This is a genomic window from Microbacterium sp. A8/3-1 (assembly GCF_040267695.1).
GTDB lineage: Bacteria > Actinomycetota > Actinomycetes > Actinomycetales > Microbacteriaceae > Microbacterium > Microbacterium luteolum.
Genome location: NZ_CP158357.1, coordinates 3,067,224 through 3,084,772, shown reverse-complemented (window position 1 = coordinate 3,084,772; position 17,549 = coordinate 3,067,224). Strand labels below are relative to the sequence as shown.

At 68.2% G+C, this 17,549-nt stretch carries 17 protein-coding genes; 11 read left to right on the top strand and 6 right to left on the bottom strand.

The features are described 5' to 3' along the window. Positions 1-10 precede the first annotated feature (10 nt). Genes ABS642_RS15070 through ABS642_RS15060 form a run of 3 tightly spaced genes read left to right on the top strand, consistent with a single transcriptional unit; the run spans position 11 to position 1,833 of the window. A complete protein-coding gene (locus tag ABS642_RS15070) occupies positions 11-604 on the top strand; it encodes a TetR/AcrR family transcriptional regulator (RefSeq protein WP_350350728.1) in 594 nt (197 codons plus the stop codon). A gap of 42 nt (positions 605-646) precedes the next feature. Further along, positions 647-1,237: a hypothetical protein gene (locus ABS642_RS15065; RefSeq protein WP_350350727.1), complete on the top strand. Its 591-nt coding sequence runs from the start codon at positions 647-649 to the stop codon at positions 1,235-1,237. Then, positions 1,234-1,833, top strand: a complete 600-nt coding sequence (locus tag ABS642_RS15060; protein ID WP_350350726.1) for a helix-turn-helix domain-containing protein — start codon at positions 1,234-1,236, stop codon at positions 1,831-1,833. The genes ABS642_RS15065 and ABS642_RS15060 overlap by 4 nt, the downstream gene beginning before the upstream one ends. A gap of 16 nt (positions 1,834-1,849) precedes the next feature. Here the strand turns inward: ABS642_RS15060 and ABS642_RS15055 are convergent, their stop codons facing one another. Beyond that, entirely contained in the window at positions 1,850-2,149 is a 300-nt protein-coding gene (locus tag ABS642_RS15055) for a DUF1330 domain-containing protein (protein ID WP_350350725.1), read from the bottom strand. A gap of 128 nt (positions 2,150-2,277) precedes the next feature. Between ABS642_RS15055 and ABS642_RS15050 the strand changes: the two genes are divergently transcribed. After that, positions 2,278-2,973 (top strand): spermidine synthase, encoded by a 696-nt coding sequence (locus ABS642_RS15050; RefSeq protein ID WP_350350724.1) that lies wholly within the window; start codon positions 2,278-2,280, stop codon positions 2,971-2,973. A gap of 28 nt (positions 2,974-3,001) precedes the next feature. Here the strand turns inward: ABS642_RS15050 and dacB are convergent, their stop codons facing one another. Both dacB and ABS642_RS15040 read right to left on the bottom strand, forming a co-directional pair. Beyond that, a complete protein-coding gene (dacB, locus tag ABS642_RS15045) occupies positions 3,002-4,582 on the bottom strand; it encodes a D-alanyl-D-alanine carboxypeptidase/D-alanyl-D-alanine-endopeptidase (protein ID WP_350350723.1) in 1,581 nt (526 codons plus the stop codon). Beyond that, the gene (locus ABS642_RS15040) at positions 4,579-5,775 is read right to left on the bottom strand and encodes a serine hydrolase domain-containing protein (RefSeq protein WP_350350722.1); all 1,197 of its coding nucleotides are present in this window, start codon (positions 5,773-5,775) and stop codon (positions 4,579-4,581) included. The genes dacB and ABS642_RS15040 overlap by 4 nt, the downstream gene beginning before the upstream one ends. Before the next feature lie 170 nt (positions 5,776-5,945). On the opposite strand from ABS642_RS15040, the gene ABS642_RS15035 reads away from it, so the two are divergent. Next, positions 5,946-7,697, top strand: coding sequence for an ATP-binding protein (locus ABS642_RS15035; protein ID WP_350350721.1), 1,752 nt, complete (start codon positions 5,946-5,948; stop codon positions 7,695-7,697). After that, positions 7,688-8,338 carry a response regulator transcription factor gene (locus ABS642_RS15030; protein WP_350350720.1) on the top strand — a complete coding sequence of 217 codons (651 nt, stop codon included), beginning with the start codon at positions 7,688-7,690 and terminating at the stop codon, positions 8,336-8,338. The genes ABS642_RS15035 and ABS642_RS15030 overlap by 10 nt, the downstream gene beginning before the upstream one ends. Before the next feature lie 48 nt (positions 8,339-8,386). On the opposite strand, the gene ABS642_RS15025 is transcribed toward ABS642_RS15030, so the two are convergent. Next, positions 8,387-10,117: a hypothetical protein gene (locus tag ABS642_RS15025; protein WP_350350719.1), complete on the bottom strand. Its 1,731-nt coding sequence runs from the start codon at positions 10,115-10,117 to the stop codon at positions 8,387-8,389. Positions 10,118-10,262: 145 nt separating this feature from the next. On the opposite strand from ABS642_RS15025, the gene ABS642_RS15020 reads away from it, so the two are divergent. Further along, the gene (locus ABS642_RS15020) at positions 10,263-11,471 is read left to right on the top strand and encodes an alpha/beta fold hydrolase (RefSeq protein ID WP_350350718.1); all 1,209 of its coding nucleotides are present in this window, start codon (positions 10,263-10,265) and stop codon (positions 11,469-11,471) included. A gap of 27 nt (positions 11,472-11,498) precedes the next feature. On the opposite strand, the gene ABS642_RS15015 is transcribed toward ABS642_RS15020, so the two are convergent. Next, positions 11,499-12,125, bottom strand: a complete 627-nt coding sequence (locus tag ABS642_RS15015; RefSeq protein ID WP_350350717.1) for a TetR family transcriptional regulator — start codon at positions 12,123-12,125, stop codon at positions 11,499-11,501. Positions 12,126-12,213: 88 nt separating this feature from the next. Between ABS642_RS15015 and ABS642_RS15010 the strand changes: the two genes are divergently transcribed. Next, positions 12,214-12,987 carry a CPBP family intramembrane glutamic endopeptidase gene (locus tag ABS642_RS15010; protein WP_350350716.1) on the top strand — a complete coding sequence of 258 codons (774 nt, stop codon included), beginning with the start codon at positions 12,214-12,216 and terminating at the stop codon, positions 12,985-12,987. A gap of 2 nt (positions 12,988-12,989) precedes the next feature. On the opposite strand, the gene ABS642_RS15005 is transcribed toward ABS642_RS15010, so the two are convergent. Continuing rightward, positions 12,990-14,225, bottom strand: a complete 1,236-nt coding sequence (locus ABS642_RS15005) for a glycoside hydrolase family 32 protein (protein ID WP_350350715.1) — start codon at positions 14,223-14,225, stop codon at positions 12,990-12,992. A gap of 215 nt (positions 14,226-14,440) precedes the next feature. Between ABS642_RS15005 and ABS642_RS15000 the strand changes: the two genes are divergently transcribed. The 3 genes from ABS642_RS15000 to ABS642_RS14990 all read left to right on the top strand — a co-directional run bounded on the left by ABS642_RS15000 (position 14,441) and on the right by ABS642_RS14990 (position 17,526). Further along, entirely contained in the window at positions 14,441-15,721 is a 1,281-nt protein-coding gene (locus ABS642_RS15000; RefSeq protein WP_350353447.1) for an extracellular solute-binding protein, read from the top strand. 75 nt (positions 15,722-15,796) lie between these two features. Next, the gene (locus ABS642_RS14995) at positions 15,797-16,690 is read left to right on the top strand and encodes a sugar ABC transporter permease (RefSeq protein ID WP_350350714.1); all 894 of its coding nucleotides are present in this window, start codon (positions 15,797-15,799) and stop codon (positions 16,688-16,690) included. Continuing rightward, a complete protein-coding gene (locus ABS642_RS14990; RefSeq protein ID WP_350350713.1) occupies positions 16,687-17,526 on the top strand; it encodes a carbohydrate ABC transporter permease in 840 nt (279 codons plus the stop codon). Before ABS642_RS14995 ends, ABS642_RS14990 begins: the two co-directional genes overlap by 4 nt. Positions 17,527-17,549: the final 23 nt, after the last annotated feature.

Here is a 17,549-nt window from a genome sequence, read left to right as displayed (position 1 = left end):
TACTCAGGGCATGAAGCAGTCGATCCCCGAGCTCGCCCCACTCACTCCCGGCGCCCGCCGGGTGCTCGATGCCGCGTCGCACCTCTTCTACGAACGCGGCATCCATGCGGTCGGGGTCGACACGATCGCGGAGGCCGCCGGCGTCACGAAGAAGACCCTCTACGACCGGTTCGGCTCGAAGGAGACGCTGGTCGTCGCGTACCTCCAGCACCGTGACGCGCGATGGCGCGAGCACGTGGCGGCGAGTCTCGAGCGCTCCCCCGGGCCCGGCGTGGAGCGGATCCTGACGATCTTCGACGCCGCCGAGTCCTGGTCCGACGAGAACAGCTCGAAGGGGTGCAGCGCGATCAACGCCCGCGCCGAGATCGGCGACGAGCACGACGGGCACCCGGTCTTCCCCGAGGTGGCGCGCCAGAAGGTGTGGCTGCTCGACGTCTTCGAAGACCTCTGCACAGAGGCGGGGGTGCCGGATTCTCGAGCGATGGCAGAAGCGCTGATGCTGCTCTACGAGGGCGCCATCGTCACCGTCGGGATGGAGACCTTCCCGAACCCGTTCCCCGCGGCCCGACGGGTGGCGAAGTCGCTGCTCGATACGGTGGCGTAGATCTCCGACCGACCGGTCGGTCGGGTGCGTTAGTATCGACCCATGCAGCGCTCGATCCCGATGCCGAAGGTGTTCCACGAGATTCTCGGCCGCGCCCAGACCCCTGCGGACCTCATGGTGATCGCCGCCGCGGCGATCGGCCTCGGCGTGGCGATCGGCATCGCGGGCGGCGAGACGCTCGCCGCGGTGCCCCTCTGGCGGGCAGTGCTGGCGGGGTTGCTGATCGTGGACATCGCCGCAGGATGCGTCGCCAACTTCACCCCCGGTACAGATCAGCACTACGCGACGCGTCCGATCAGCCGGTGGGTCTTCATCGCCGTCCACTGGCATCTCGTCGCGATCGGCGCTCTCCTCGGCGTTGCCGTGGTCCCCCTGCTCCTGGTGACGGTGTACGTCCTGCTGTCAGCGGCAGTGGTCAACCTTCTCCACGGCAGCCGCTCGCAGGTCGGCATCGGCGGCGCACTGATGGCGATCGGGATCGTGGGCGTCGTGATCTGGATGCCGGCGAGCGCACCGCTCTTCCTGGTCGCGACGGCCGCCCTGTTCGTCGTGAAGGTCGTCTTCGCGTTCGGGGTCGCGCATCACGGCGTGCCAGAGAAGGCGACGACCGCTCCGCGTGGGGTGCGAGCGTGATCGCGGAGAAGGGGTCCGCGCGAGCGAGTATCCTCGAGACGTCGTTCCTTCTCTTCCTGGCCAAGGGATACGACGCCACGAGCATGTCGGACATCGTGCGCGAGACCGGAATGTCCAAGGGCGCGCTCTACCACCACTTCACGAGCAAGGACGAGCTCTTCGCGGCCGCCATCCGGTCGTACTTCATCGACATCGTCGCCGACAGCGCATCACCGGCCGATGGGTTCGACGGGTTCGAAGGGGCCGTCCGAGCCGCGTCCACCAGCCTGACGGACGCTCTCACGCACGTGTCATCCCTCGGCGCCGAGATGACTGCGTACTATCGCTTCCTCACCTACGCGATAGACCGGCACGGCCCGGAAGTGCAGCGCGCCCTGTCGGCGCGCCTGAGGACGCTGTCGGACGCGGCGGAACGCGACGCCCGCAGCGGTGCACGGCGCAACCGCATCGCCCCCGGAGTCCTCGCAGACATGGCCCTCGCCACGATCGAGGGGGCCGCCCTCCTCGGGTCGATGGAAGGACCGGAGCGCATGGTCGCCCGCGTCGAGGACGCTGTCGACCAGTTCCTGGCGACGGTCCGCGCAGCCGAGCGGTGAGATCCGGCTCGCCGCTTCACTCGGCCGGCGGCGCCGCGTCGATCACCCGGATCTCCCTGGTCGCCGCGTCTCCGAGAGTGTGCAGCGCCTGCTGATAGGCGTCCGAGTGATACGCCGCGACGGCGGCTTCGAGGTCGGGGAACTCGATGATGGTCGTGCGCAGCGCCGACTCGCCCTCGAGCACGGCGAGCGGTTCCCCGCGCGCGATGAAACGCCCTCCCCCGGCGAGCATCGCCGGACCGGCGAGATCGACGTACAGACGGAGACGCTCCGGATCACGGATGCTCGTGAAGGTGTTGACCCAGTAGACCGGCATCCGCTCAGTCTGCCACCGGCTCCACGGCGCGGGGCCGGATCGGTCGAGGTGGGGAAATCCGGCCAGAGCGCGGACCACGGAGCGGCCGGGCGCGTAGGGTGGGACGTCTGCCGAGGAGAGGCTCCGCGATGATCGCACGGTATGAAGAGCTGGACTGGCAGAAGACGCGGATGGGTGAGCTCATGCTCCGCCGTCGCGCGGACCCCGCGACGGGCGAGATGATCTACGAGGTCAGGCTCGAGGACGAGTACCTGATGTCGAGCCTCTTCACCGTCGCCGAGGAGGAGCTCGCGACCCTGGGACTCGCCGCCGCGACGGGTGACCGCCTGAACGTGCTCGTCGGCGGACTTGGCCTCGGCTACACGGCCGTGACCGCGCTCGGCGATGCGCGCGTGGCGCGACTCGAGGTGATCGACGCGCTCCCCGCGGTGATCGGGTGGCACGAGCGGAAGCTGCTGCCGGTGTCGGCGCAGCTCGTGGACGACTCCCGGACGACGCTGACCCACGACGACTTCTTCGCCGTCATGCGCGGTGCACCCGGCCGGCGCCACGACGCGATCCTTCTCGACGTCGACCACTCACCCCGGCACACGCTCGACCCGAGCCACGCCGACCTGTACACCGAGGCGGGACTCACCGCTCTCGCGCGGCACCTCGCCGACCGTGGCGTCTTCGCACTGTGGTCCGACGATCCGCCCGACGACGAGTTCCTGCAGACGCTCGGTGCGGTCTTCGACGACAGTCGCGCGCACGTCGTCGACTTCGACAACCGCCTCACCGGCGGGGTCTCGTCGAACACGGTCTACGTCGGCATCAAGCGCTGACGACCGCCCGCCCGGAGGCGCCGCGGACTCAGTAGTGCTGCTGGATGCTGGCGGCGACCTCGCCCACGTCGTCGTTCGCCTGGAAGACCCCGTCGATCTCGGACGCGAACCCCTGGTTCATGATGATGATGAACGCCAGGTTCCGGCCGCTCTCGGTCTCCATGACACCGCCGAGCGCCTTGGTGTTCAGCCGGAAGCGGTCGTTGAGCTCGTCGCCGCCGACCAGTGTTCCCGTCTTGGCGAAGACGTGGCCTGCGGCAGGGCTGTCCGGCTGCACCTCTGCGAGCGAGCCGTCGACCCCGAGGATCGGCATGGTCGCCTTCCAGCGGTCGGCGTCGGATCGTTCGGCCATGATCGTCTGCAGAGCGACGGCGTTCTCCGGCGTGACGAAGTTCCCGTTGAGGCCGGAACCGTCCACGAGTGCCGCCCCCTCGATGTCGAGCCCGGCCTCCGACCAGATCCGGCCGACCTCCTCCATCCCCGTGCTGCAGTCATCCTTGCCGGCCTCGACGGCCAGAAGGCATACGTAGGTCTGCGCACCGCGGTTGTAGCTGATCTTCATGATGTACGTGGCCTGCTCGGCGAGCGGCAGCGATGCGAACTCGGCGACCGAGGGCAGCGCGTCCACGCTCTCCGTGTCCGCCAGCGTCGCCGTCGAGTTCACGGCGACCGAGTCGCTGCTCACCGTCACGCCGGCCCGGCCGAGCGCTTCGATGAAGGCGGTGCGCGCGAAGGTGGCGGGATCCTCCAGCGCGAACACCTTCAGCACCGGTTCGCTGTCGGCGGCGATCGTGCCGCCGATCGTGATCTCTCCGTGCTGCGCGGACTCCGGGTCGGAGATCGACGCGTCGGCCCCGGCCGCCACGGTGTCGACCTGGCCGACGATGCGCCACGGCGCGACGGCGGGGGTCATCTCCACCGTCGCCGGCTGACCCGCCTCACCCGGGGTCACCAGGACATCGATCAGATTCTGGTTCACGACGATGGGCGTGATCGATTCTCCGGCCAGCTCGCCCTGGAAGAGGCGGTCGTCGACGACGACATCCCCGGCCACGGTGTCGATTCCCGACGCCTTGACCTGACGCGCGAGGTCGTCGATGCCTGCCAGCGGGTCCTCCGTCGTGAGCGTGGCGCCCGGCAGAGGATTCGCGTCGTTGTGGTCGAGGTTCGTGTAGTCGACGGAGCCGTCGTCCTTCGTCCGCCCGCCCAACGTGATGTCGCCCTTGCCCACGAGGACGAGATCGCCCTGCAGCGTCGTCCCGACGAGGTCGCCGGTGTGTTTGACCGGCGTCACGATCTGGTGGTCGGGTCCCCAGTTCAGCCAGGCGGCACCGACGCTGTAGCTCTTCACGAACGACGCCGGCTCCGCCATCTTGTCGCCGTCGAGGTCGATGAGCACCTCGCCCGTGTCGAGGTCGGACACCGAGATCATCCAGCGGGCGTTGGCATACTGCGGCTCGTTCATGACCTTCCACGCCTCGTCCGGGAGACCGGGAACCGATCCGTCGGAGGTCAGGTCAGGGGCATCCGCCGTGCAGGCGGCCGCGGTCGCCGCGACGAGAGCCAGTGCGAAGGCGGCGGCGCCGATGCGGAGGACGCTACCGGTCATAGAACTGCTCCTGTCGTGAGGATCTCCACCGCGCGGCGGAACATCTGGTCGGCCGGGTGCACGTCATCCGGGACGTTCGACTCGTTCATGAACACCGCGACGGTCGCGCCCGACTCGGGGTCGTGGAACACGGCGGCCGTGAAACCGAGCCCCTCGCCGTTGTGCCCCCACCATCCGTCCGTCTCGCCCATGCCGAGCGCGTAGATGTCGTAGGGCGGTCCGGCATCCAAGGGCGCCCCCTCCTGGCGCTCCGTCTGCGTCGCGGGCTCCAGCAGGGCTCCCGTCGCAAGCGTCTGGCCCCACACGCGGGCGTCGTCGAGTGTCGTGATCATGGAACCTGCGGGGCCGAAGATCGAGAGGTTCGAGGGTTGCGGCGCGAGGCCTCCCTCGCCCGGGGCGTAACCCACGGGGTGGGGTTCCGTCCAGGTCGCCGCATCCACGATGTACCGTGTGCCGGTCTGCCCGAGCGGCTGGAGAATGCGCTCGTCGATCACATCGGCGAACTCCTGACCGGTCACCTCCTCGATGACAGCACCGAGTAGGTTGGTGTTGGCGTTCGTGTAGACCTTCTCGGTGCCGGGGTCGAACTGCGCCGGCTTTCCGAGCATGAAGCCGTTCAGCTGGTCGAGGGTGAAGATCGCATCGGGATCCTCGGTGAAGGCGGCGAGGAAGTCGTCGTTGGTGTAGTCCGCGTTTCCGCTGGACATCTCCGCGAGTTGCCGCAGGGTGATGACGTCGCCGTCGGTGACCCCGTCGACGTACTGCCCGATGGTGTCGTCCAGGCTCACTTCGCCTTCGTCGACCAGCTGAAGCAGGAGCGTGACCGTGTACGACTTCGTGACGCTGCGCATCGGCCACATCATGTCGAGGTCGACGGGCTCGCCGGTCTCGATGTCCGCCAGGCCGGACGCGGTCGTCCAACTGCCCTCGTCGGGGATCCAGACGCCCATGGCCGCTCCGGGTACGCCGAACTCCGTCATCGTCTCCTCGAGCGACGTCTGGAGCTGCGACTGCAGCTCCTCGGAAAGCTCGCCCGTGGGAGCATCCGGTCGAACGACCGCCGAAGACGCCGAAGGTTCAGGCTCCACGGGCGCGGGGCCGGCACATCCGGCAGCTCCGACGACGCCGGCGAGCGCGGCGGCGACGAGCAGAAGGCGCCGACCTCGCGGCGCTCGATCTCCGTGTCGGTTCACGACGTTCCTCCCGCTCGGTTCCCTCATGAGGCATGACGCACCGCTCACCTCGACGATCCCAGAAACGGGCGGCTTCCGCTATGGACATAGGTCGCCTATCGGCCCCGGACGGCCCACGGCGCGAGGGCGACGCGCCACAATGGGAGACGTCGCCCGTCGGAAAGGCCCCGATGTCCGAAATCCCCCGCGTGCAACCGGCGCTTGCGCGGTCGCTCAACCATGCGCTGCTCATCGTGGCGCTGTTCTCGGCGCTGCTGATGATCACGGTGATCGGTCTGATGCCGCTCGACGGACCGGCCGGTCTGCTGCTGGCTGTGCTGCCGATCATCTTCGGCATCTACGTCGTCGCCGGTCTGATCGCCTGGCTGCGCCGGCCGAGCAACGGGATGGGACCCCTCATCGTCGTCGCGGGGTTCATGGTCCTGATCGGTGGCATCGCGAACACGGAGGTTCCGGTGCTCCTCGCCATCGGCGCGATCGGAGCGACGCTGGCACTTCCTGCGACCGTGCACCTGCTGCTCGCCTTCCCGACCGGACGGCTTCCCGACCGCCTCTCGCGCGCGCTCGTGATCGCGCTCTACACCACGTCGCTCGTGCTGCAGATGCCGGAGTACCTGCTGGACCCTGCGGGCTCGTACCCGCCGTTCGCGATCGCCGACGCTCCGGGTCTCGTCGCGATCATGGGAACGGTCCAGACGGTCGTGGCGACGGGGATCATGCTCGTCGTGGCCGCGGTGCTCTGGGGCCGGCTTCGCCGAGCGGATGCCGTGCACCGTCGTGTGCTGATCCCGCTGTTCTCCTACGGCATCATCACCGTGCTGTTCCTGCCTCTCATCGCGATCGCTCTCGACAGGCTGTTCCATGTCGAACCGGCCGTCCGAGGGTTGCTGCAGTTCGCGGCGGTCGCCGGCATCCCGATCGCGTTCACGCTGGGGCTGCTGCGCGGCGGGTTCGCGCGCACCGGGGAGCTGGAGGAGCTCGGGACATGGCTCGGCGCCGCCGACACGTCGAGGCAGCCCCTGGTGGTCGCGCTCGCCCGCACGCTCGGCGACCCGTCGCTGCGGCTGTACTTCTGGGCGGAGGATCGGGGGATGCTCCTCGATGCCGATGGCAGGGCGGCGCCCGATGGGACCCGCACGGATCCTCGGCGCGGCTGGCAAGAGATCACCCTGGAGGGGCGCGCGATCGGTGCGATCGAATACGACGCGGCGCTGCTCACCGATCCCGAGCTCGTGCACACCGCGGGACGGATCGTGGCGATCGCGGTCGAGCGCGAGCGGCTCACGGCCGACCTGCGGGCGAGTCGCCGGGCCCTCCTGCGTTCGCGGGAGCGCATCGTCCAGGCCGCCGACCTCGAACGCCGCCGCATCGCGCGCGATCTGCACGACGGGCTCCAGGTTCAGCTCGTCCTGCTGGCGCTCGAGGCCCAGCAGATCGCCTCCGCTCCCGCTCCGACCGTGGCGGAGCGCGCGACCCGACTGCGCGTCGACATCGACGCCGCTGCGACCGAGGTGCGCACGCTCGTGCGCGATCTCGTGCCGGCTGCCCTCGTCGAGCGCGGCCTGAGCGCCGCTGCCGAGGATCTCGCCGATCGCATGCCGATCTCGACCACGTTCGAATCGAATGTCAGCGACGCCGGCCTCGGTGATCTCGCCGAGGCCACGATCTACTTCGTGCTCGCCGAGGCCCTCGCGAACGTGGTCAAGCACGCTCGCGCCTCGAGTGTGCGCGTGCGACTCGTCCTCGAAGACGGACGACTGCGGCTCGGTGTGGAGGACGACGGGCGCGGCGGCGCATCGATGGATGCCGGCACCGGCCTTCGCGGACTGGCGGACCGTGTGGAGGCCATCGGCGGAACCATCTCCATCTCGAGCGCGCCCGGTCGGGGAACGACGGTGTGGACGGAGGTGCCGTGCGAGTAGTCATCGCCGAAGACGAGGCACTGATCCGACGAGGGCTCGAGCTGGTCCTGGAGGCGGGCGGACACGAGGTGGTCGCCGCCGTCGGCGACGCCGACGAGATGCTCGCCGCCGTCGCGCATCATCGACCCGACCTCGTGGTCACCGACATCCGGATGCCGCCGACCCATACGGACGAGGGGCTCGCCGCGGCGCTCCGCATCCGGCGCGACCACCCAGGCACCGCCGTGGTCGTGCTCTCGCAGCATGTCCAGCGCCGCTATGCGAAGGACCTCCTCGAGCGGGGGACGGATCGCGTCGGCTACCTGCTCAAACAGCGGATCGCCGATGTCGACACGTTCCTGGCCGATCTGGAGCGCGTCGCGGGCGGCGGCACCGCGCTGGATCCGGACGTCATCGCGGTCATGGTCGGACGCGCTCGTCATTCCGAGGGCGCGGTGGGAAGCCTCACGGCTCGCCAGCAGGAAGTGCTGGCGCTCGTGGCCGAAGGGCGCAGCAACGCCAGCATCGCCGCCACGCTCTTCCTCACCGAGAAGGCCGTCGTGCAGCATGTGTCGCGCATCTACAGCGCGTTGGGCCTTCCTCCCGATGCCGACACGCATCGGCGCGTGCACGCGGTCATCCTGTTCCTGAACCGGGATTGACCGTCGCCGCAGCGGGGCCCGCACCTCGGGGCCCCGCCTCGGCGGTGGTCAGAGCGAACGTCGGGCAGAGCGGCGTCGCACGAACCTCGTGCTGAGCAGCCCGGCACCGGCCAGTACGGCCGCGATCGCCAACCAGATCGCCGCCACGTCGACGTCGGCACCTGTCGCTGCGAGCTTCCCGCTTCCGCCCCTGCCGGCCGATCCGGCCAGCGCCGGGTTGAGCGGTGCGGTCGTCGTCGGAGGCTCCGCACCCACTCCACCCCCGCCCGGAGACGACACGACGGGTCGCGTGAAGGACGACAGCTGCCCCGTCAGCCGATCATCCGGAACGGTGTAGCTGCCGCCGGTGACGCGATACCAGGTGCCGTCCACCTCGAAGAGGAAGTCGCCGGAGATCTTCCGGTAGGCGGGCGCGAACTCGAACCAGCCCTCCTCGTGGGCCGGGACCTTCATGGTCGCCACCCACTTCTTGTCGGTCTCGTTCGTGTTCTCATATCCGTACGCCGCCTTGATCGACGCCTTGAAGACGTCGAACACGTTGACCTCGGCGGAGACCGTCAGGTCGAACGTGTGCGTCACCGAGCGGTTGGTGGCGTAGTAGAACGAGTAGTCGGCCTCCTCCGATCCGGTGTTCGCGTAGGGGGCGCCGAGCACCTTGCCGGGCTCGACGACGGCGTCGTCCGCCGTCGGCACGAAGTAGCACGCGTCGGTCGGGTCCCCGCAGCCGACGGCGATCAGGTCGCGGGCCTGAAGCGGACCGAGGGTCTCGATCGCGCCGACGCTCACCGTGAAGTCGACCCGGTAGTCGGCGTTGCCGTCGATCTTGGTCGTCGACATGTCGCAGCTGTACGGCGATGCGCTGACGGGGAGGGCTCCGGCGAGCGGGTCGCCGTCGTAGATCTTGCAGTCGTAATCCCAGTTGAACTCGACCCCGCGCCAGTTCGAGGCCATGCCCGACACCCAGAACCGGGTGGGCACGCCGCCGTCGTAGATCCGGTAGGAGAACAGGCCCTCCGCGTTGGCATCCGATTCTCCGTTGCGGCGGAAGGCCGCGAAGTTCAAGGTCGCACCCGACTCGATGGTGACGTACGGCCCCTGCTCGGCCGGGTCGCTCGGGTACCAGCGGCCATCGACGATGAAGCGGGTGCTCGGGGACTCGAGGTGCCCGTCGCCGAGCTTCAGGGTGCCCTGCGGCATGATGGCGCCGCGCGCCGTCGCCCAGTTCAGCGAGGTGATCGTGAAGGTCTCGGTGAACAGCCGCCGAGGATGCTCGCCCGAGGTGTTGCTGTGTCCATGCGACCAGCACTGGTACGGGGAGTTCTCCTCGGCCAGCGGTTCCGCACCCGCGGCGGCGGGGTCGCCGTGGAAGATCTGGCAGTCGCTGCCGTAGATCAGGCTGCTTTCCTGCACATAGGCGAACGCCTTGATCCAGTAGTCCGTCGTCCGGTCGAAGTCGACGATCCGGGCCACCATCTGCGAGTGCAGGGAGCCCGCCGTCGTGCCGAGAGACCACGTCGCCGATGAGGTCGTGCTGGAGGGGCCCGGTTCGACGTTGGGCCCGGGGGCGGCCGGCATGCCATCCTCCTGGAACTCGTAGCGGATCGACTGCAGCTGGAGGTCGCCGGCGATCTCCACGGTGGTGGTGGTGGCGAGGTCGCCGTCGACGGCGGCGAGCGCCGGAGAGGCCACGAGGATGCTCGTGGCGGCGAAGCCGAGTCCGATCGCAGCGGCCACGACACGGCTCAGACGGCGTCGGACGGCGGTCGAGGTTTCAGTCATGAACCCGACGCTAGGAGCAGACCCGGACCGTTCGCGAGAGACCTGAGTCCCCAGCACGACGTGCTCGTGCGCACCCGTGGGGACCCAGGTCGCCAATGTCCTCCGCTGCGGTGACACGCACGCGCGCCGCGTCTAGCGTTCAGGCATGAGCGCGTCACCGGGAGCCCTGTTCAGCGATCCGTTCCATGAGGAGTTCGGCACATGGATGTGGGGCTACACGCCCTCCGGTGGAGGCGATCACGGGGAGGTCGCCGCCGTCGCCGCCGCCGTCGGGGACGGGGACGACGGCGCGTTCTTCGACGCGTGGGTCAGCGCGGGCGATCGGCTGCGGGCGGAGGCGGATGCCGCGGCGGCGCGGGGGCGGCAGAGCGCATCCGACCTCTACCTGCGGGCGAGCGCGTTCTACGCCAGCGCCTATCACCCGCTGTTCGGCGACCCCGTCGACCCGCGGCTGCTCGAGGGGTTCCGCCGGCAGATCTCGGCCTTCGATGCGGGGTTGGCTCTTCGCGGCGTCCAGCCGGCGTCCGTGGCGCTGGGAGACGCGCGGATTCCCGTCTATCTGATTCCCGCAGTCGGCCACGAGGACGAGGTGCGTCCGCTCCTCATCCTCGTGAACGGCTACGACGCGACGGTGACGGACTCCTATTTCGCCTCGGCGGTCGCCGCACTGCAGCGGGGGTACCACTGCCTCCTGTTCGACGGCCCAGGGCAGGGCGCCGTGCTCTTCGAGCAGGGCGTGCCGATGCGACCGGACTGGGAAGTGGTCGTGTCAGCCGTGATCGATCACGCTCGCACGTCGCCCCTCGTCGACCCCGACCGCATCGTGGTCAGCGGCTGGAGCCTCGGCGGCTACCTGGCACCGCGCGCGGCCTCGGGCGACTCGCGGATCGCCGCGTGCATCGCGGATCCGGGTCAGTGGGACCTCGGGGCCGGTCTCGCGGGATTCGCACGCCAGCTCGGCGCGACCGAAGACGAGGCGGCGAACCTCCTGACCCTCGACGACAGCGTGCTCGACCGGCTGATGGGCGTCATCGAGAGCAACCGGAAGCTGCGCTGGTCGATCATCCAACGAGGGTTCTGGGTCAACGGGGTGAGCGATCTGCGCAGCTTCCTCGCGAAGAGCGCCGAGTACCGCATCGACGACGTCGACGCCATCCGCTGCCCGGTTCTGTTGACGCAGGCCGAGGGCGACCCGATCGCCGCGGCCGTCCCGGCCTTCGCGGCGGCGCTGCGTGACGCCACGGTCCTCGAGCTCACCGCCGCGGAAGGAGCCGGCGGGCACTGCTCGATGCGAAACCGCTCGCTGCTCAATCGCCGCGTGCTGGACTGGCTGGACGACACGCTCGCGCGGTGATCGACGGCACGTCTGCACGCCCTGTGCTCAGAGCGCGGGCCCGACGCGGCCGTTGCTCCCGTCCCTGACCGCTCGCGCAAGCGCATACAGCACGTCCTGACCGTCGGGCTTGATGCCTCGGTCGACGAAGTCGACGCTGAGCGAGTCGTTCAGCACGCGAACCGCGCCGGACACCGACGCCGCGATCTGCTGAACCTCCCGGCTCGTCGCGTCCTGCCCGAGCCGTTCTCCGAAGATCCGCGCGCACTCGCGCTCGGCGTCATCGCACACCATCAACCACGCGCTGCGGAGGACGGGTTCGTCGAACCCGAGCCGGATCATCCGCGACGCGTGCAGGTCGTCCTCGGTGTACGTCACCGGCCCCGGGATGCGAGCCGCCTCCAGGAAGTCCTCGATGCTCACATCGAGGGGCCAGGCGGCGAGGACCGACATGAACCGGCGCCCGGACTCCGCCAGGACCGGCTCGACGCACGCCTCCTTGGAGCGGAAGTACCGCCACAGGGTGCGCGTCGCGATCCCCGCCGCTGCGGCGATGTCGTCGCCGCGCGTGGCCGAAACCCCGTCTCGCCAGAAGAGTTCCGCGGCCAGACGAGACACCTGCAGGCGTGCATCCGGACGGCGGCGCAGATCGATGGGCACCCGAGTTTCTGTCACATAGTGACTATACGCCGTGGATGAGCTACAATCTGTCATGAAGTGACAGTAGACACTTCATGACTATAGAGAAAACGGGTCCACCGCCATGAACACCTCCACCTCACCGCGCCGGCTGCGCGTGTGGCATTACCTCGTCATCGTGGCGGTCTACATCGCCATCGTCCAGGCGACGGGCATCTTCCTCACCGCCGGTCAGGACGTCGAGTACGCGCAGCCCACGTCGGTGGACTATCTGATCAGGTCGTACGTCATCCCCGTCGGACTCGGCATCCTCTTCGCGATCGGAATCACGGGGTACCTGGGCCGATGGCAGGAGATCTTCGTGGAAGGCAGACGGTTCCGACGCTGGACCCTCGTCGTGCCCGCGATCGTGCTCGTCTGCGCGCTGATCATCACCAACTACAGCGGCCTCGGCGAGAAGGGCATCGTCTTCGCGCTGCTGCTGTTCATCTCGACCATGATGGTCGGCTTCGGCGAAGAGCTCGTGTTCCGCGGCATCGGAGTCTCCGCCTTCCGCGACGGCGGATTCAGCGAGTTCAAGGTCGGGCTGTGGACCACCGTGATCTTCGGGCTCGCGCACGGCACGAACATCTTCGTCGCCGGCCCGCAGGCGCTGGTCCAGGTCGTCGCCACCACCGCCACCGGGTTCGTGTTCTACCTCGTCCTCCGCAGTACCGGTGCCCTGGTGATCGCGATGACCGCCCACGGGCTCTGGGACTTCTCCGTCATCAGCACCCAGGTGAACCCCGACTCACCGTCACCCCTGGCGAACATCGCCGGAGTAGCCCTCGCGGTCGTGCTCCTCATCGCGGTCCTCGCGCGCAAGCGGCTGAACCCCGCAGGCGCGAAGTCCGCCTGACCTCAGGTGGTCTGCCGCACCGTCGCGTTGGCGCGACGTGCGGGCGCGCTGACCGTGAAGGCCGAGTTCGACCCCACCCCGAACAGTGCGGCGCCGGAGAACAGCTCGACGGTCTCTCCATCGACGAGGATTCGGACGTCCCCGGCGGCGGCGGGAAGCACCGTCACGGCATCCAGCCAGGAGCAAGTGATCGAGAACTCATCCCGGCGGATCGCGAGCGTGCCCGCGTCGTTCGACGCGACCCACTCCTCCCCCGCCGCGAGCGCGGCCTCGAACCCGTCAGTCGCAGAGGAGCGGGCATCTGCGACGTACGCCCGCACCGCAGGATGCGGCGCAGCCACCAGAGTGTCGCCTTCCAGACGGAGCACGTGCGGAACGCTCAGCGCACTGGCACGGCCGGCCTCTTCGTCGATCACACCCCGCATCCAGAAGATGAGGCACGGCCTCCCGTCGCGGTCTCTGAAGAAGGACGGCGCGTAGTAGCTGTCGCCGTAGGTGAGGCGGCCCCAGTTGTCGGCTCGGAAGCGGCCTTCGACGAACTCACCCACGGCATAGACCACGTAGTGCAATTCATCCTCCTGCCAGACCGAGGTCACCATGACGTCGCGATCATCGATCGTGAAGATCTGCGGGCATTCCCAGAGGGCGCCGGTCCATACCGGCTCCGACTCGCGCGTGTTCCGCGAGGCAGCCAACCCCTCGAATGTCCAGGTGCGAAGGTCGTCCGAGACGAAAGAACTCGCGGCCGCATCTCCTCCGTCCAACGCGGTTCCCACCAGCATCCGCCATCGCCCTCCGTCGCGCATCACGAACGGATCGCGGAACGCGATCAGGTCGAGCGGTGGCGCTTCGACGACGACCTCGCCCTTCGCCCAGCGGATCCACTCATCGTCGACGGGGGTGGCGGTGCGGATGCTGCCGATGCCGAAGTCGGGGACCTGGACCGAGGTGTAGAAGATGGTCGGACGCCCGTCTTCGCCGATCGCGATCGAACCGGACCAGATACCGTCGTCGCCGTCACCGGGCTCCAGCGCCACCGGATGCTCCGTCCAGGTGACGAGATCGGGCGAGGTCGCGTGGCCCCAGCGGCACTCGGGCGCCCAGGTCGTGCGGCCAGGCACGTACTGGAAGAAGAGGTGGTACTGACCGTTGCTCCACGTCACGGCCAGGGGGTCGTTCATCCACCCCGACTGCGGGGTGAAATGCAGGCGAGGATGGGGGCGCTGCACGTCCGTCATGGGGCCGGCTCCTTCTGCGGTCGCCGTCGGCGGCGGTCGCTCTCGTCCAAGTATGTGCTTGACAAGACGTTTTGGCAAAACGTATTGTCATCACAGTCGCCTTCGCGATCAGCGCCGAACAGATCGACGCTCAGCCTCGCAATCACGCAACGCCGCACAGAATTGGAGCCGAAGTGATGATGCTTCGCAAACACCGGCACTCGTCCCGACGTGCCATGGTCGGATCCACCGGCGCACTCGCCGCTCTTCTCGTCGTCAGCCTCGCCGGGTGCGGTGTGGGCGGGGGCAGTACCGCCTCGGGCGACGATACGATCACCGTTCTCGTCGAGGCCGGTGGGCATGGAGAGCTGCAGCCCATCGCCGACCAGTTCGAGAAGGACACCGGCACCTCGGTGACGTTCGTCGAGTTGCCGTACGACGGTCTCTACAACCGCCTCAACAGTGAGTTCAGCTCCGGTTCGCTGTCGTTCGATGTCGCAGCGCTCGACGCGATCTGGCTGCCCACCTTCGCCGAGGCCCTGACACCCCTCGATGACATCTTCACCGACGAGGTGCAGTCGGACCTCTTCCCCGCCCTGGTCACCGAGGCGCAGGTCGACGGCGCGTTCGTGGGCATGCCCGCGTGGACCAACTCCGAGATCCTCTACTACCGCACCGATCTCTTCGAGGACCCGACGCAGCAGGCGAACTTCAAGGCGGAGTACGGATACGATCTCGCACCGCCGACGACCTGGGAGCAGTACTCCGACACGGCCGCGTTCTTCACGCAGGACACCGACGGCGACGGACAGGTCGACGTCTACGGCACCGACGTCAAGGGAGCCGTGGAGACCGAGTGGCTCGCGACGCTGTCGCAGACCGGCGCGAGCGACATGGTCGTCGGGAACGACGGGACCGTCTCCCTCGGCGACGCCGACAGCCTCGAGGCACTCGACTTCTACACCAGCCTGCTGCCGTATGCGCCGTCCGGCGCCGCGCAGCTCGACTGGGCCGGATCGCAGAACCTCTTCAATCAGGGTCAGCTGGCGATGATGCGCTTCTGGGCACATGCCTACAAGCAGATCCCGTCCGACTCAGCGGTCGCCGGCAACGTCGGCGTCACCACCATGATCGGCGGGCCCGGCGGCGTGGCGGGCGTGCCGGGTGCGTGGTACCTCTCCGTGCCCTCGGGTACGAGCAAGCAGGACAAGGCACTGGAGTTCGTGCAGTACGCCTTCGACCACAACGAGCTGTCGGTCGACACCGACCTCGGGCTGGCATCACGGATCTCCGTGCTCGAGCAGTACCAGGACGAACCCGGATACGAGAACTACAAGCCTCTGATCGAGACCCTGAACGCACAGGCGACCGTGCCTCGGCCTGCCACCCCGCAGTGGCAGGAGATCGTCGACTCCGCGCTGATTCCGATGATCCAGAAGGCGGTGGTCCCCGGAGCGGACAATCAACAGCTCCTCGACGACGCCAAAGCGCAGGTGCAGTCGATAATCGGCGACTGATCGAGACGGCGGCGGCGCCCCGCGCCCGCAGGAGCGCCGCCGCCCCCTGTCCACCACCTCACAGAAAGACTCATCGTGCGTCTCACCGATCGCCAGTTCGCCCTGTTCCTGATGCTGCCGGCCACCCTGTTCCTCGCGGTATTCGTCGCGTGGCCGCTCCTGCAGTTCATCTCGGACTCGTTCTTCGAGATCAGCAAGTTCGCCGGCGGCCCGCGCACCTTCGTCGGCTTCGACAACTACGCCACGGCGTTCACCTCGGGCGACTTCGGCAACGCCGCCTGGCGCACCATCGTGTACACGATCATCGTGGTCGTCTTCGAGTTCGTCCTCGGCCTCACGGTCGCACTGATCTTCACGGCCCTCGGCGACAGATCCCGGGTGTTCCGGACGATCTTCCTCTATCCGCTGATGATCGCCCCCATCGTGGCGGGACTCCTCTGGCGCTTCCTGCTCATCGACAACTTCGGCATCGTGAACCAGCTGCTCACCGATGCGCGCATCCTGCAGGATCCCGGCCAGATCCAGTGGCTCAGCGATCCGAACATCGCCCTCTTCTCCGTCGCCATCCCCGACATCTGGTTGACCACGTCCTTCATCTCTCTGGTGCTCTTCGCCGGCCTGCAGAACATCCCCGGCGACGTCATCGAGGCCGCCCGCCTCGACGGCGCCCGATATCCGACGGTCCTGTTCCGCATCATCATCCCGCTGCTCCGCCCGGTGATCGCGGTGGCCCTGATCATCCGCGGCATCGACGCCGCCCGTGCCTTCGACGTCATCCTGATCCAGACCAACGGCGGGCCGCAACAGAGCACGGAGACGATGTCCCTCTTGATCTATCGGACCATGGTGCGCTTCGGCGACCCCGGTCTGGCCAGCGCGATGGGCACGATGTACCTGCTGGCGATGCTGGCCGTGTCCGTCGTGGCGATCCTGCTCATCTGGCGTCCCGGAAGTGAGAACGAACGATGAATGGCCTCGAAACCACCCGCACCGGATCCAGGACGATCCTCTGGATCGCCCTGGTGCTCCTCGTCATCCTGTACGGCTTCCCCTTTCTGTACATGCTCTTCACGTCCTTCAAGACCCCGTTGGAGACGATCGCGGTACCACCCACCGTGCTCCCGTCGCAGTGGACGATCGAGAACTACGTCTCTGCCATCAGCCGGGACGGCGTCGTCGCCTCGTTCATCAACAGCGTGATCACGGCCGTCCTCAGCACGGCCATCTCACTCGTCCTCGCCCTTCCGGCGGCGTACGCCGTGACCCGCTTCCGCACCGCGTATGGTCGGTTCTTCATCGTCGGCGCCCTCGTCATGCGCATGGTGCCGCCGATCGTGATCGGGGTTCCGATGATCGCGATGTTCCGCAACCTCGGCATCGCCGATACGTCACTCGGTCTCGCGATCGCCCACACCACCATCTCCCTGCCCCTGTCGATCTGGTTGATGTCGAGCTTCTTCGAAGCCGTGCCCGGCGAGCTCGAGGAGGCGGCGAAGATCGACGGCGCGAGTCGACTGGGCGCCCTCTGGCGAGTGGTGCTCCCCGTGACCATGGGCGGAGTGGCGGTGACCGCGATCTTCGCATTCCTGGCATCGTGGAACGAGTTCCTCTTCGCTCTTCTCCTCACGGCGACGCGATCCCAGACGACGCCCATCGTGATCGCCAACTTCCAGACCCAGTTCGGTCTCGATTGGGGGGCCATGACGGCTCTGGCGGTGCTGTACTCGGTCCCCGTGATCCTGCTCGCCCTGGTGCTGCAGCGTCACATCGTGGCCGGTCTCACGCTCGGGGCGGTCAAGGGCTAGAACCGAGCGGGTGAGACGGATGC

Coding starts and splice junctions, on each gene's coding strand:
- ABS642_RS15005 (WP_350350715.1), bottom strand. CDS start 14,225: ATGACGGACGTGCAGCGCCCCCATCCTCGCCTGCATTTCACCCCGCAG.
- ABS642_RS15010 (WP_350350716.1), top strand. CDS start 12,214: ATGAACACCTCCACCTCACCGCGCCGGCTGCGCGTGTGGCATTACCTC.
- ABS642_RS15035 (WP_350350721.1), top strand. CDS start 5,946: ATGTCCGAAATCCCCCGCGTGCAACCGGCGCTTGCGCGGTCGCTCAAC.
- ABS642_RS15025 (WP_350350719.1), bottom strand. CDS start 10,117: ATGACTGAAACCTCGACCGCCGTCCGACGCCGTCTGAGCCGTGTCGTG.
- ABS642_RS15050 (WP_350350724.1), top strand. CDS start 2,278: ATGATCGCACGGTATGAAGAGCTGGACTGGCAGAAGACGCGGATGGGT.
- ABS642_RS15055 (WP_350350725.1), bottom strand. CDS start 2,149: ATGCCGGTCTACTGGGTCAACACCTTCACGAGCATCCGTGATCCGGAG.
- ABS642_RS15000 (WP_350353447.1), top strand. CDS start 14,441: ATGGTCGGATCCACCGGCGCACTCGCCGCTCTTCTCGTCGTCAGCCTC.
- ABS642_RS15065 (WP_350350727.1), top strand. CDS start 647: ATGCAGCGCTCGATCCCGATGCCGAAGGTGTTCCACGAGATTCTCGGC.
- ABS642_RS15020 (WP_350350718.1), top strand. CDS start 10,263: ATGAGCGCGTCACCGGGAGCCCTGTTCAGCGATCCGTTCCATGAGGAG.
- ABS642_RS15070 (WP_350350728.1), top strand. CDS start 11: ATGAAGCAGTCGATCCCCGAGCTCGCCCCACTCACTCCCGGCGCCCGC.
- ABS642_RS14990 (WP_350350713.1), top strand. CDS start 16,687: ATGAATGGCCTCGAAACCACCCGCACCGGATCCAGGACGATCCTCTGG.
- dacB (WP_350350723.1), bottom strand. CDS start 4,582: ATGACCGGTAGCGTCCTCCGCATCGGCGCCGCCGCCTTCGCACTGGCT.